Raw genomic sequence first — 12,983 nt, forward strand, 5'->3', positions numbered from 1 at the left:
CGTCCGGTACTGCGCCCCGCGCGACCCTCCTGCCCCGCCACCCGGCGGCCCGGGAGGACGGGATCCGACGCCCACCGGAGTTCACGCCCGATCCGCCGGCGCCCCGGCCGCCGTCCTGCACGGACGGCGGTACCGGCCCGCCTCGGACCGGGTGTCCACATCGGATCCCGATCCGCTCCCCGACCACAGAAAGGAGACACGTCGTGCCCCAGCACCGCGCACGATCGACGTCCCGGGCCCGGCTGATCGCGGGGGGTGCCGCACTCGCCGGCACCGCCCTGATCGGCCTGTCCGGCGCGGCCCAGGCGGCCACGCCGGACGTCGTCCCGGACCTCGGCCCGCTGCTCAGCGCGCCGAACGACGCCCAGCCGGACCCGGCGCCCACCGCGCCCCCCGTCGAACCGTCCTACACCGCGTTCGACTCCGACGAGCCGATCAAGCAGCTGCGTGACTTCGCCCCGCGGGCGTGCCCGCCGCCGGGCTCGTCGACGTGGTGAGCCAGGCGCCGAAGCAGATCACCCCGACCGTCCTCCAGAGCGGAACGGTCGGCGAATGAGTCTGCTCCCGAAGTCCCGCTGGGGTCGACGGACTGCGTTCGCCCTGCTGGGCGCGGCCGTCGTCGCCGGGGTCGTCGCGGTCCCGGCGACGGCACAGAACAGCATCGACAAGGTCAAGTCCGAGGTCACCGGCTCCGACGGCAAGGACTACTGGGTCGAGAACAACCTCACGCCGGAGGCCCGTCAGCAGTCCGCCGACGGGCCCAAGAAGGAGTACGCGATCGTCTGGGCCGGTGACGAGAACGTCGCCGACACCGCGGTCTCCGACATGCGGGAGCTGCCCGGCTCCCTCACCGACCCGATCGACAAGGTCCGCGACTCCCTGCCGGGGCCGGACTTCGTCGCCGTGGTCGACGCGACCAAGGGCACCCCGGACTACGGCAAGGTCGTGAACACCGCGACCGTCGGGCCGCTGGTCGAGAACGAGCCGCACCACATGCAGTACACGTGGCGCAAGGGCGACAAGATCTACGCGGGTGGCCTCTACTCGGCGGCCACCTACGTCTTCGACGTCACCGCGCTGCCGGAGCTCAAGCTCTCCGGCATCTCGCTGCCGTCGCAGACCCTCTGCGGCTCGGTGCCGGACGCCTACTGGGTGCTCAACGACGGCACCGCCTACGGGACCTACATGGGCGGCCCCGTCGCCCCGGGCCCGTGCCGCTACACCCACGGCGAGGTCCGCACCGGCAACGGCTTCGCGGGGGCCCCGGGCTCCGTGGTGCGGTTCGGTGAGGACGGCGAGAACCTGGTCGAGGCCCCGGCCGCGACCGAGACGCCGGAGGACCCGACCCAGTGCCTCAACATGCCGGCACTGGGCAACCCGACCTGCGCCAACCCGCACGGCATCCAGCTGCGCGAGGACCTGGACACCATGGTCACGAGCGACTACGCCGAGCCGAGGTCGATCATCCTCGACCCGGTGAAGAACCCGTCGCCGTACCTGCGACGACCGACGGTCCGGACCTGGGACATCTCCGACCTGAACCACCCGAAGGTCAAGTCGGTGCAGTACCTGCCCACCGGTCCGCGGTCCAACGGCGAGGACCCGCTGCGCAACGAGAACCGCGCCGCGATGGAGACCACGGTCACCAACCAGCCCGGCAACAAGGGCGCGTTCGCCCAGACCATGCAGGGTGGCGCGATCTTCTACACCCCGGACATCACCGCTGAGAACCCGGAGTGGAAGGAGGTCTTCGACCTCGGCACCGCCGCGCCGGAGCTCGGCGTGGGTGGCGAGAACGGTGGCCCGAGCGCGAACGGCGGCTGGATCCAGACCAGCCCCGACGACAAGACGCTCTACCACGCCACGATCGGCCGCAAGGCCGGCACGCTGGGCCCGGACGACAAGGGCACGGCGGGCGGCGTGATCGCGCTCGACATCGAGAAGCTGGTCGGCTCGGGCGACGCGCCCGAGTGCTCGATCGACACGATCGAGGAGACCACCGCCGGTGGTGCCGAGGGCGACTGCCCGACCATCAGGAGCACGGTCGGCATCAACCCGGACCAGACCGGGGCGGGCCCGCACTGGGGCGCCCTGGACAACCTGGAGCTGGGTGACGACGGCTTCTACCACCACACCGACCAGCCGAAGCGTCTCGCGACCGCGAACTACTTCGTGGCCCGCACCGGGCTCGACGGCGATCACCGGGTGTGCATGGTGGACATCGCGGAGGACGGAGAGCTCGCCGTGGACGAGACCTTCAAGGACGAGGACACGGGCGACACCTGCATCAACTTCAACCGCGAGAACTGGCGGCACGGTGCGTTCGGCAACGCCAAGCCGCACTCGATGCTGTTCGTCGCCGCGGACGAGGACATCAAGGACTGATGTCGGTGTTCGCAACCCTGCTGCCCCACGGGGCAGCGCTCGTGCCGGCCGGCGGGCTCCTGCCCGCCGGCCCGGCCGGGGCCGGCCCCGCCACCGTGATCACCACGGTGGCGGGTGCCGCCCCGGCAGGCCCGGCGCTCGCCGCCGGGATCGTCGACGGTGCTCCGCCCGCGGAGACCGTCCTGCGCCTGGTACTGCTCACCGCACTCGCCGTCGTCGCGGGGACCGGGCTCGTGCGGGTCCTCTCCGGACCGGCCGGACGCGCGGAGCGGGTCGTCGCGGGAGCCGCGGCGCTCGCCGCCGTCTCCGCCGCGGTTGCCGCGGTGACCTGGTCCGGTGCCGGCACCTCCTCGTGGACACTCGGCCTGCTGGCGGTGACCGTCGCCGTCCCGGCCCTGCTGTGGACGTCCCGGCCGGTGCTGGCGGTCGTCCCGGCCGTCGCCGTGACGGTCCTGCTGGTGATGCAGCTGGCCGCCGGCAGCCCGGGGTCGGTGCCGTACCTGCTCGACGCCGGGTACGCCGTCGCCGGGGCGTTGCTCGCCGGTGCGGTGGTGCACCTGTTCGCCACCCGCACCGCGGGCGCCTCCGGCGCCGTGGACGTGGTGGTCGGCGAGGACGGGACCGGGCGGCTGGGCCGGGTGCGGGTGCTCGCGCTCGTCGCCGGTGTGGCCGCCACGGTGCTGGCCGCGGTCCGGGTCGCCGTGTCCGGGCCGTTCGCACTCGTCGACCTCCCCGGCACCGGCTACGGCCGGGCCGCGGCGGTCACCCTGGTCGCCCCGGCCGCCGTCGTGGCACTGGTGGTCGCCGAGACGCTCGTGTCCCGGCGGGCCGGGCCGTCCGCCCGCGAACGGGTCCGCGCGGCCGCCGTCCGCGAGCGGGGCCGCGGCCTTGCCGCCGTCGCGGCGGTCGCGGGGATCGGCGCCGCGACCCTCCTGGCGGCGCTGCCCGCGCCGGCCCCCGCTGCGGTGCCCGGCCAGGCGCTGCTGCGGGGGCTGGACCTCGGCTCCGGTCCGCTGCCCCTCGCGGTCGCACCGATGCGGCCCGGGCCGAACCTGGTGCAGCTCACCGGCGAGGACGTCGAGATCACCGGTGGGGAGGGTGCGGCTGCGATGCCCGGGCACGACGGCGACGCCGCCCCGGCCGGCTACGTCGTCCGCGCCGGGGACCGGGAGGTGCCGTTCGTGCAGCGTGCCGGAGCCCCCGGGGGCTGGGCGCTCGTCGACGTCCCCGCGGGGACGGACGCGATCACCGTGTCCGACGGTGCGGTCAGCCGCTCGGTGTCGGTCGACGTCGGTGACGAGCGGACCGCGCCGGAGGGCAGCGCCGGGGCCGACGGGCCGGAGTGCCTGTCCGCCGTCCTGGGACGGATCACCGCCGGTGGCGACCCCACCGTCGGGACCTGCCCGTCGGAGACGCTCGATCCCGCCGACGAGCAGGCCCTGCGTGCCACGGTCCGCTCGCTCGCGGGCAGCGGGTGCCGGGCGTCGCGCTCGTCGCGGACGCGTCACCGCGCTCGCGGGCGGCGGCCGGCGCCGTCCGCGCCGAGGCGACCGCCGCCGGCCTCCGGCTGAGCGAGCGTGCCGGTGCGGACGACGCACTGCTGGTCCTGTCCGGCTGGCAGGGCGGCGCGACGACGCTGCGCGACACCACGGTCGCCGCCGTGGAGCGACCCACGGCACTCGGCGGAATCTACCTCGCACCCTGGCTGTTGACCGGCGGCGTGCTGGCACACACCCCGGGCGTCCTCCTGCCGCTCGACTTCGGACCGCAGGAGGAGATCCCGCAGCGCTACGTCCGCTCGCTGTCCGTCGTCGCCCCCGGCTCGTCGCCGTCGGTGGCCGGGCTGCGGGCCTGGGCCGCCGAGAGCGGCGTGCGGTTCGACGAACCGCCCGCGCTGTACGGTGCCGCACCGGTCAGTGTCCCGATGACCAGCGGCGACGACGACCACCACCAGCCGAACACGGCCGCCTGGTTCCCGGGTGGTGCCGTCGTCCGGATCGGTGGTCCGCTGGACACGGCGCCCCCGGCGCCCACCCCCTGAGCACGCCCCCACTCATCCGAGGAGAGACACCCATGTCCGTGGTCAGCGACGAGGCCGCCGGGCGGCCGCCGAACGGGCTGCTCGGCGCCGTCCGGGAGACCGAACGTGCCGCGTACGGCCCGCAGGACCGCGCGGCGAAGCCGCCACAGTGGAAGGTCGTCACCGTCGGCCTGGTGCTCGCGGTGTTGTTCCTGATCGGGGTGAGCACGGTCGCGCCGGCCACGATGGTCGGTACCGCTGCGCTGGGTCTCGCACTCGGCTTCACCCTGTTCCACTCCCGGTTCGGGTTCACCTCCGGCTGGCGGCAGCTCGTCGCGGTCGGCCAGGGTGCCGCGATCCGGGCGCACATGCTGATGCTCGGCACCGCGGCGGTGCTGTTCGCGGTGATCCTGTCGTCCGGCTTCGCGCTGGCCGGCGAGCCCCGCGGGCTCAGCGCACCGGTCGGGATCGGGCTGGTCGTGGGCTCGTTCCTGTTCGGTGTCGGCATGCAGGTCGGCGGCTCGTGCGCGTCCGGCACGCTGTTCGCGGTCGGCAGCGGGCAGAGCGCGATCGTGCTGACGCTGTTCGGCTGCATCGTCGGCTCGATGTTCGCGGTGTTCACGCACAGCTTCTGGACACAGACGGTGCCGCAGGGCCCGACCGTCGACCTGGCGCAGTCGCTCGGGTACCCGGGCGCGCTCGCGCTGACCCTGGTCGTCCTGGCCGCGATCACGGTCGTCACCTGGGTGGTGGCCCGGCGCCGCACCCCGCTGCCGGTCGAGCGGCCGCCGTCGGCCCGCGGGATCGCCCGGGTGCTGCGCGGCTCCTGGCCGATGTGGGCGGGCGCGATCGTGCTGGCCGTGCTCAACGCCGCGGTCCTGTTCGTCTCCGCCGCGCCGTGGGGCGTCACGTCGGCGTTCGCGCTGTGGGGATCGAAGTTCCTGCAGCTCCTCGGGTTCGACATGGCGAGCCTGGCCTACTGGCAGGTCCCGGCGAACGCGAGGTCGCTGGCCGGACCGGTGCTCGCCGACCGGATCTCCAACCTCGACGTCGGCATCATGATCGGCGCGCTGGTGGCCTCCGCGGTGGGCGGCGCGTTCGTGCTGCACAAGCGGATCCCGTGGAAGCTCGCGATGGGCGCCGTCCTCGGCGGCATCGCGATGGGCTACGGCGCGCGGCTGGCCGGTGGCTGCAACATCGGTGCCTACTTCTCCGGCATCGCCTCGTTCAGCCTGCACGGATGGATCTGGGCCGTCGTCGCACTCGGCGGTACCTGGGTCGGGCTGCGGCTGCGGCCGCTCTTCGGCCTGACCAACCCCAAGCCGGCCGACTCGCTCTGCTGAGCCGCCCGGTCGCTCCCCGAGAAGAAAGAGGTTCGATCATGAACGTACGCACTGCCGGCCGCGCGGCGGCCGCCGTCGCCGGGGCCGGGGCGCTGGCCGCGCTCACCGGTGGGCTCGCGCACGCCGACACCCCCGGGGCGGGTGGCTACGACGGCGCGTCGTCGTCCCCGTCGGGCGGTTCCGGTTCGGAGTCCGGTCCGGAGGGGGCCGGCGAGTCCTCGGGCACCCCGGTGTTCCTGCTGGACGGCCTGCCGGGCGCCCCGGTTCCCGAGGACCTGCTGAAGCCCGTCGACCTGACCGCGCCGGTCTTCGGCACCCTCGACGGCCTGTCCTGATCCTGCTCCGGTGCGCGCCGCCACGGCGCGCACCGGGCGTCGGCTCGCTGGGGGCCGCGAGCCGGACACACGGTCACCCGCCCGGAGCCGCGCCGGCCTCGGCGCCGGGCGGGTGACCGTCCCTGCTGTACCGCCCGGGACCGTCAGCCCCCGTCCAGTACGGCTTGGACGTCGATGTCGATCCGCAGCGTCCGGCCGACCGCCAGCACCCCGGCCAGCACCGACTGGTTCCAGTCGATCGCGAACTCGTCCCGGGAGATCTCCGTGGTGGCCGTGAACGCCGCGCGCGTCCCGCCCCACGGGTCCGGCCCGCTGCCCCCGTAGACGACGGCGAGGTCCACCGGCGCCGAGACGCCCTTGAGCGACAGCGTGCCGTGCACCGTCCAGTGCGTCGGGTCGTGCCTCGTGAGCCCGGTACCGGCGTAGCCGATCGACGGGTGCCGCTCGACGTCGAGGAAGTCGGCGTTGCGCAGGTGCGCGTCGCGGTCCGGCTCGTCCGAGTCCACCGAGGACGCGTCGATCGCCACCTCCACCCGGCTCGTCTCGAACGAGTCGGCGACGACGACCTGCCCGGAGAACCGGCGCAGCCGGCCGTGGATCCGGCTCATGCCCAGGTGCAGCGCGGTCGCGCGGATGCTCGAGTGCTGCGCGTCGATCCGCCAGGTCCCCGGGGCGGGGAGCACGGCGCCGCCCGCCCGGGTCAGCTCGAACCGGCCCAGGTCGACGCCCGCGCCGTTCACCACCACCGCCCGCGCCGACGGCTCGTGCCCCGGTGCCGCGACGACCACCGTGTGCGGCCCCGCCACCAGGCCGTCGATCGAGAAGCCGCCGTCCGCGCGGCTCGCCGCCCGTCCCTGCTGGACACCGCCGGCGTCCATGACGGTGACGGTCCCGCCGGCGACGGGCCACCCGTCGGGGCTGCTCAGCCGGCCGTACAGCTCACTCATCGGCGTTCTCCGTCCGTGTCCCGGCAGCCGCGCCGCGCGGGTCGGGGAAGTGGACCTGCACCGGGGTCGTCGCACCCCGGTCGATCTGGACCGCTGCGACGACCGGTGGGTGCCCGCTCGCGGTGAGCGAGTGCCGGCCGGGCGGGAGGTCCCGCAGCTCGTAGCGCCCGTCCGGGCCGGTCGTCGTGGTCGCGACGGTGCGGCCGTCGAGATCGGTGAGTGCCATCCGGGCGCCCGCGACGGGACGGCCGTCGGAGGTGCGGGCGGTGCCGGCGAGCCCGGCGCGGGCGGGCAGCCGGATCTCGACCGGCGGCCCCGGGGGACCGGCGGTCACGGTGCGCGCCACCGGCTGGTGGCCGGGCGCGGTCACGGTGAGGGTGTGCGGGCCGGTGCCCGGGGTCTCGAGCCGGAACCGCCCGTCCGGGCCGGTGGGGCCGTGCCCGACGACCTCGCCCGACTGGTCGATGAGGGTGACCGCCGCCGCGGGGACGGGCACCCCGGCGCCGTCGGTGAGGACACCGTGGACGGTCCCGCCGCCGGTGGTCACGACGTCGTGGCGGGCGGGGGAGTCGCGGACCGCGACGAGGCCGGCGTCCGGCCCGGACCCCTCGGCGCGGACGACGACGAGGTAGGTCCCGCCGGTGCCGAGCGGGACGGACCAGCTGCCGTCCTCGCCGGTGGTGGCCCGGCCGTGCTGGCGGCCGTCCAGGTCGGTGACGGTCACGGTCGCGGCGGGGACGGGGTTCCCGCCGCGGCGCCGGACGGTCCCGGTGATCGAGGGCCCGGTAGTCACGTCGGCTCTCCTCCGTTCATTGTCTATCGCAACGATATCCCCTGCGATGGGTCCGGCGATCACCCGTCCGGTGCGCCGTCGCGGTGGCGGCCCGCCGGGACTTGCGTCACGTGTAACCGGTGGTAACGTTACCGGTGGTTACAGCACATGACGTCGTCGTCTACGAGGGAGTCGACATGACTGCCACCGTTCCCGAGCCCGGTATCGACACCACCGAGGAGCGGAAGGACACCGCCGCCCGGTTGCTGCGCTCGTCCGAGGAACTGTCGTTCGACCCCGCGACGCAGGTCGACTGGGAGACCCCGCTGGACCGCAGCTACCACGGCATGAGCCCGGAGTGGAGCAGCCTCTACGGCACCGCGTACTGGGACGAGATGACCGAGGACCAGCGCAGGGAGCTGACCCGGCAGGAGTCGGCGTCGGTCGCCTCCACCGGCATCTGGTTCGAGATGATCCTCCAGCAGCTCGTGCTGCGGGACTTCTACGCGAAGGACCCGACCGACCCGTCGTTCCAGTGGGCCCTGACCGAGATCGCCGACGAGTGCCGGCACTCGATCATGTTCGCGCGCGGCTCGGAGAAGCTCGGCGCCCCGGCCTACATCCCGAAGCGCAGCGTCGTGAACCTCGGCCGGCTGTGCGCGATGACCTACACCGGCGAGGCGGCGTACGCGTCGATCCTGGTCGCCGAGGAGGTCCTCGACGTGATGCAGCGGGACTGGATGCGCGACGAGCGCGTCGTCCCGTTCGTCCGGACGATCAACAACATCCACGTGGTCGAGGAGTCGCGGCACATGAAGTTCGCCCGCGAGGAGACCCGCGAGCGGCTCAAGGGCGCGGGCCCGCTGCGCCGCCGGTACCAGGCGCTCACCGTCGCGGCCGCCGCCTACTTCATCGTCACCAGCATGTGGAACGACCAGATCTACGCGAACGCGGGGCTCGACACGAAGCGAGCGCTGCGCGAGGCGAAGGCCAACGAGCACCACAAGTCGCAGCTGCGCTCGTCGTGCGCCGGGCTGATGGAGTTCCTGTCCTCGTGCGGGCTGCTCACGAAGCCGGCGCTCTGGTTCTACCGCCGCGCCAACCTCGTCTGAGCCGGGGACACCAGCCGTGGCCTTCGCGATCACCCAGACCTGCTGCACCGACGCGTCCTGCGTCGCGGCGTGCCCGGTCAACTGCATCCACCCGACGCCGGACGAGCCGGACTACACGACGACCGACATGCTCTACATCGACCCGCGGGCGTGCATCGACTGCGGGGCGTGCGCGGACGCGTGCCCGGTCGACGCGGTGTTCCCGGTCGAGCGTCTCAGCGCGTCGCTCGCCGGGTACGCCGACGTCAACGCGGCGTACTACGACGGCAAGCCGGTCGCGGGGAAGCTCGAGGGCGACTCCCCGCTGTTCCACGACTGGTACCCGCTGCAGTTCACCCGGTCGCTGCCGGCGGACATGGCGCCGCTGGACGTCGCCGTCGTCGGGACGGGGCCCGCCGGCATGTACGCCGCGCAGGACCTCCTGCTGCACACCGCGTCCCGGGTGACGCTGGTCGACCGGCTGGACACCCCCGGCGGTCTCGTCCGCTACGGCGTCGCCCCCGACCACCCGTCGACCAAGCGGATCGGGGAGTCGTTCGCCCGGTTCCACACCCATCCGCGCGTGCGGATGCGGCTCGGCACCGAGATCGGCCGGGACATGACGGCCGACGAGCTCGCCGCGCAGCACGACGCTGTGGTCTGGGCGGTCGGCGCACCCGTGGCGAAGGACCTCGGGATCGAGGGCGAGGGACTGCCCGGCAGCATCGCCGCGGACACCGTCGTCGGCTGGTACAACGGCCACCCCGACGTGCCCCGCGACGCCGTCGACACCACCTGTGAGCGGGTCGTGGTGGTCGGGACCGGCAACGTCTCCATCGACGTCGCCCGGATCCTCACCGCCCCGCCGGAGGACCTGGACGACACCCCGATCGACGCCGCCGCGCTGGCCGCGCTGCGGGCCGGGGCGGTCCGCGAGGTCGTCGTGCTGGGCCGGCGCGGCCCGGAGACGGTCGCCGCGACCGCGCCGGAGCTGCGCGAGCTGCTCGGACGGTCCGGTGTGGACGTCGTCGTCGACGAGCACGACGCGCGCGTCACCGAGTCGATGGACGGCCCCGCCGCCTCCGAGGCGCACCGGCTGCTGCAGGGCGCGCGGCGGGAGAAGATCGACTGGTCGCTGCCCGCCCCCGCGCCGCGGGTCGTGTTCCGCTTCCACTCCGCGCCGGACCGGATCGCGGGTGACGTCCGCGCCCGGGGCGTGCACACGTGCGACGGCACCGAGATCCCGGCCGGGCTGGTCGTCCGCGCCGCCGGGCACCGCGGTCGCCCGGTGTCGGGACTGCCCTTCGACGGCGACCGCGGCGTCGTGCCGAACGACGCCGGCCGGGTCGCCGACCGTCCCGGCCACTACGTCGTCGGCTGGATCAAGCGCGGCCCCTCGGGCGGCATCGGCACCAACCGGACCTGCGCGGCCGAGACCGTCGGGTCCCTGCTTGACGACGCCGTCGCCGGCCGGCTGCCGTCGCGCCCGCCGCGCGGGTCCCGGCTCCGCGCCGTGGGCCGCCTGCTCCGCCGGGGCTGAGCCGCCCGCTCTCTCAACGCCCCGGGGCGAACAGGGAGAGGGCCCCGCGCAGGACGTCGTCGATGCCGGTCGGCGGGACCGGCCGCCGCCACGACGCGAGCCGCCCACGGACGGTGATCCCGTCCGGTGCGATCCCGACACCGTGCAGGTGCAGCTCCGGGGGGAGGCCCGCCAGCACGACGCGGCCGGAGCGGGCCGCCCGCAGCGGGCTGCGGTCGAGCAGCGCGCGCACCGAGCGGCGCGTGTCGTCGGAGCGGGGCGGTCCGACGCGGCGGCCTGCGACGGTCAGCGCCGCGACCTTCCACGACAGCGTGTGCCCCTCGACGGCGACGGCCAGCTCCGCGGCGCCGAGCCCGGGGTGACGACGCAGCCGGGCCCGCGGGACCCCGTCGGCGTCGACCGTCACGTCCAGGTCGGGTGCGTGCTCGCGGAGCCGGGCGGTCACCCAGTCCGGGTCCAGCACCGCCGCGATCTCCACCGGGCCGGTGACCAGCTCCGGGGTGAGCGCGGGCCGCAGCCGGACGTCGGACGCGGACACCGTGAGCTCGCGGACCCGGAGCCCGGGCCGGACGACGTCGCGCGCCGCGAGCCGGACGTCGAGCCGGCCGGTGGTGAGCGCCCGCGTCCCGATGCCCGCGGTCCCGATCGCGGTCGGGACGAGCCGGAGCGTGCCGCCGAGGGTCGTCTCGCGACCCAGGTAGCGGAAGCGGACGGCCTCGATCAGGGCCCGCAGCAGCAGCGCCCCGCCGGGCCCGGTGCCGGACGCGAGCAGGGCCGCGCTCTCCAGCACGCCGGGGCCGCCCTGCGGGGCGGAGACCGGTTCCCGTACGGCCATACGGCGGGGTGCTCCTTCGGTCGCCCGGGGGAGGCGGCGTCGGCGGTGGTCGCGCCGGCCAGGGAGCCGGCACACCGGCCCGGCGCCGTCCGCCGGACCCGTCCGAGCGTCGCAGCCCGGCGGGCGTCCGGACAGGCCGGAGGCGGCCCCCTGCGCCGACGCGCCGGGCGCCGTCGACCGGCGGCCCGCGACCGGACTAGCCAGGCCCGGTGAGATCGGGGTGGTGCCGGGCCGCGACGTCCGGATGGGCGCGCAGCCGCGCCTTGAGCAGGTTGTCGCCGAACGTCCCCGAGATGACGTTGTCCGGGTCCCGGCTGACCCCGTGGGCCTGCGCCGCGAGCGCGGCGGGAAGCGCGATCCGCGGCACCGTGGAGTCGAGTGCGGGGTTGAAGAAGAACGGGATCGACGTCCGGACCTCGCCCGGCGGCGGCGAGGCGACGCGGTGCACGGTCGCCTTGAGGTAGCCGTCGGTGGCGACCTCCATCAGCTCACCGATGTTGACGACGAACGCCCCGGGGACGGCGGGCACGTCGATCCCCCCGCCGTCGTGCTCGACCTGGAGGCCGCCCTTGCCCGGCTCGATCATCAGCAGGGTGAGGAATCCCGGGTCCTTGTGCGCGCCCACTCCCTGGCCACGGTCCTCCCGCCCGGGGTAGCGGACCAGCTTGATCAGGGTCGAGGGGCGGTCGCCGAACATGCCGTCGAAGACGTCGGCGGGACTCCCCAGCGCGACCGCCCAGGCCCGGAGCAACCGCCGCGCGACGGTCGAGCAGCGCTTCTCCCAGTCGAGGAACGCCTCGCGCAGCGCGGGCTGCGCGGCTGGCCAGAGGTTCGGCCCCTCCATCCGCATGTAGGCGGGAGCGGCAGGATCGTCGTGCGTCGCACGCTCGGCGCCGATGTCGATCTGCTCGCGCCAGTCGACGCGGCTCCGGGTGAGCTCGCCGCCGGTGCGGGTCCAGCCGCGGAACTGCGGGCTCCACAGCATCTCGACGGCCCGCTTGTCCTCGTCGGGGAGCGCGAAGAACCGTCCGGCCTCGGCGAACGCGCGTGCCGTGACGTCGTCGGGGATGCCGTGGCCTCGGAGGTGGAAGAACCCGACGCCGTGACCCGCGTACCGCAGCGCGGAGCGGAACGTGTCCGCGGTCTCCGCGTCGCGGTCGAGGTCCGACAGGTCGAGGACCGGGAGGGTAGTCCTGGTCATGAGCTGTCGCCGCCCCGACCCGCAGTGCCTCGGGGGACCGTGGCCGCGCCGATCCGGTCGAACCACGTGTCGATCGACCGCCGGTACCCGTCCGGCATGCGGAGTCCCGCCACCTCGGACCGGGGGACGAGCACGCGGCGCTGCAGGTCGAGGACGACCCCCTTGACCGAAACGTCGAACTGCGACGGGGAGGACACGCGACATCCTCTCGACGTGGGCCGGGACCGACGGAAAGTAGCACCGCAGCGGCTCCGTCCGGGCGACCGACGATCCGTCGTAGGACGGAGCCGGTGTGCCGTGTGTGCCCCCGGCAGGACTCGAACCTGCGACCTAGAGATTAGAAGGCTCTTGCTCTGTCCAGCTGAGCTACGAGGGCATGTCCCGGGTCTCCCCGGACGCCGCCCACGGTAGCGACACGCGCAAGTGATCAGCCATCCGACATCGGCCTCAGGGGCGGTCCGACGGCCGTCCGACGGCGGTCCGACGGGCCGCGAGACGCCCCCGACCACCATCC

General features: G+C 74.6%; 12 protein-coding genes and 1 tRNA gene. 8 read left to right on the top strand and 5 right to left on the bottom strand.

Annotation, left to right across the window (positions count from 1 at the left end):
- Positions 1–203: 203 nt before the first annotated feature.
- Genes Ae150APs1_RS22755 through Ae150APs1_RS22780 form a run of 6 tightly spaced genes read left to right on the top strand, consistent with a single transcriptional unit; the run spans position 204 to position 6,083 of the window.
- Positions 204–497 (top strand): hypothetical protein, encoded by a 294-nt coding sequence (locus Ae150APs1_RS22755; RefSeq protein ID WP_075300197.1) that lies wholly within the window; start codon positions 204–206, stop codon positions 495–497.
- A gap of 55 nt (positions 498–552) precedes the next feature.
- Positions 553–2,385: a hypothetical protein gene (locus Ae150APs1_RS22760; protein ID WP_139317018.1), complete on the top strand. Its 1,833-nt coding sequence runs from the start codon at positions 553–555 to the stop codon at positions 2,383–2,385.
- The gene (locus tag Ae150APs1_RS22765; protein WP_075300199.1) at positions 2,385–3,956 is read left to right on the top strand and encodes a hypothetical protein; all 1,572 of its coding nucleotides are present in this window, start codon (positions 2,385–2,387) and stop codon (positions 3,954–3,956) included. Before Ae150APs1_RS22760 ends, Ae150APs1_RS22765 begins: the two co-directional genes overlap by 1 nt.
- Entirely contained in the window at positions 3,860–4,426 is a 567-nt protein-coding gene (locus tag Ae150APs1_RS22770) for a hypothetical protein (protein ID WP_075300201.1), read from the top strand. Before Ae150APs1_RS22765 ends, Ae150APs1_RS22770 begins: the two co-directional genes overlap by 97 nt.
- 32 nt (positions 4,427–4,458) lie before the next feature.
- Positions 4,459–5,748: a YeeE/YedE family protein gene (locus Ae150APs1_RS22775; RefSeq protein ID WP_075300203.1), complete on the top strand. Its 1,290-nt coding sequence runs from the start codon at positions 4,459–4,461 to the stop codon at positions 5,746–5,748.
- Positions 5,749–5,786: 38 nt separating this feature from the next.
- Positions 5,787–6,083: a hypothetical protein gene (locus Ae150APs1_RS22780; RefSeq protein WP_075300205.1), complete on the top strand. Its 297-nt coding sequence runs from the start codon at positions 5,787–5,789 to the stop codon at positions 6,081–6,083.
- A 143-nt stretch (positions 6,084–6,226) separates the two neighbouring features.
- On the opposite strand, the gene Ae150APs1_RS22785 is transcribed toward Ae150APs1_RS22780, so the two are convergent.
- Both Ae150APs1_RS22785 and Ae150APs1_RS22790 read right to left on the bottom strand, forming a co-directional pair.
- Entirely contained in the window at positions 6,227–7,030 is an 804-nt protein-coding gene (locus Ae150APs1_RS22785) for a YceI family protein (RefSeq protein WP_075300207.1), read from the bottom strand.
- Positions 7,023–7,823: a carboxypeptidase-like regulatory domain-containing protein gene (locus tag Ae150APs1_RS22790; RefSeq protein WP_075300208.1), complete on the bottom strand. Its 801-nt coding sequence runs from the start codon at positions 7,821–7,823 to the stop codon at positions 7,023–7,025. The genes Ae150APs1_RS22785 and Ae150APs1_RS22790 overlap by 8 nt, the downstream gene beginning before the upstream one ends.
- A 176-nt stretch (positions 7,824–7,999) precedes the next feature.
- Between Ae150APs1_RS22790 and Ae150APs1_RS22795 the strand changes: the two genes are divergently transcribed.
- Together Ae150APs1_RS22795 and Ae150APs1_RS22800 are read left to right on the top strand one after the other, a co-directional pair.
- The gene (locus tag Ae150APs1_RS22795) at positions 8,000–8,914 is read left to right on the top strand and encodes a diiron oxygenase (protein WP_010224578.1); all 915 of its coding nucleotides are present in this window, start codon (positions 8,000–8,002) and stop codon (positions 8,912–8,914) included.
- Positions 8,915–8,930: 16 nt separating this feature from the next.
- Positions 8,931–10,433 (top strand): FAD-dependent oxidoreductase, encoded by a 1,503-nt coding sequence (locus tag Ae150APs1_RS22800; protein WP_075300210.1) that lies wholly within the window; start codon positions 8,931–8,933, stop codon positions 10,431–10,433.
- A gap of 13 nt (positions 10,434–10,446) precedes the next feature.
- Here Ae150APs1_RS22800 and Ae150APs1_RS22805 read toward each other — a convergent pair whose 3' ends face one another.
- The 3 genes from Ae150APs1_RS22805 to Ae150APs1_RS22820 form a co-directional block, all read right to left on the bottom strand.
- Entirely contained in the window at positions 10,447–11,268 is an 822-nt protein-coding gene (locus tag Ae150APs1_RS22805) for an LmeA family phospholipid-binding protein (RefSeq protein ID WP_075300212.1), read from the bottom strand.
- 196 nt (positions 11,269–11,464) lie between these two features.
- Positions 11,465–12,469 carry a 2-oxoglutarate and iron-dependent oxygenase domain-containing protein gene (locus tag Ae150APs1_RS22810; RefSeq protein ID WP_075300214.1) on the bottom strand — a complete coding sequence of 335 codons (1,005 nt, stop codon included), beginning with the start codon at positions 12,467–12,469 and terminating at the stop codon, positions 11,465–11,467.
- Between the two features lie 302 nt (positions 12,470–12,771).
- Positions 12,772–12,845, bottom strand: a tRNA-Arg gene (locus Ae150APs1_RS22820).
- Positions 12,846–12,983 lie beyond the last annotated feature (138 nt).

Origin of the sequence: Pseudonocardia sp. Ae150A_Ps1 (assembly GCF_001932315.1) — a bacterium.
Taxonomy (GTDB): domain Bacteria; phylum Actinomycetota; class Actinomycetes; order Mycobacteriales; family Pseudonocardiaceae; genus Pseudonocardia.

What these genes read in the sequence shown, in the direction of transcription:
- Ae150APs1_RS22760 (WP_139317018.1), top strand. Translation starts at nt 553, where the DNA reads ATGAGTCTGCTCCCGAAGTCCCGCTGGGGTCGACGGACTGCGTTCGCC.
- Ae150APs1_RS22765 (WP_075300199.1), top strand. Translation starts at nt 2,385, where the DNA reads ATGTCGGTGTTCGCAACCCTGCTGCCCCACGGGGCAGCGCTCGTGCCG.
- Ae150APs1_RS22775 (WP_075300203.1), top strand. Translation starts at nt 4,459, where the DNA reads ATGTCCGTGGTCAGCGACGAGGCCGCCGGGCGGCCGCCGAACGGGCTG.
- Ae150APs1_RS22780 (WP_075300205.1), top strand. Translation starts at nt 5,787, where the DNA reads ATGAACGTACGCACTGCCGGCCGCGCGGCGGCCGCCGTCGCCGGGGCC.
- Ae150APs1_RS22785 (WP_075300207.1), bottom strand. Translation starts at nt 7,030, where the DNA reads ATGAGTGAGCTGTACGGCCGGCTGAGCAGCCCCGACGGGTGGCCCGTC.
- Ae150APs1_RS22795 (WP_010224578.1), top strand. Translation starts at nt 8,000, where the DNA reads ATGACTGCCACCGTTCCCGAGCCCGGTATCGACACCACCGAGGAGCGG.
- Ae150APs1_RS22805 (WP_075300212.1), bottom strand. Translation starts at nt 11,268, where the DNA reads ATGGCCGTACGGGAACCGGTCTCCGCCCCGCAGGGCGGCCCCGGCGTG.
- Ae150APs1_RS22810 (WP_075300214.1), bottom strand. Translation starts at nt 12,469, where the DNA reads ATGACCAGGACTACCCTCCCGGTCCTCGACCTGTCGGACCTCGACCGC.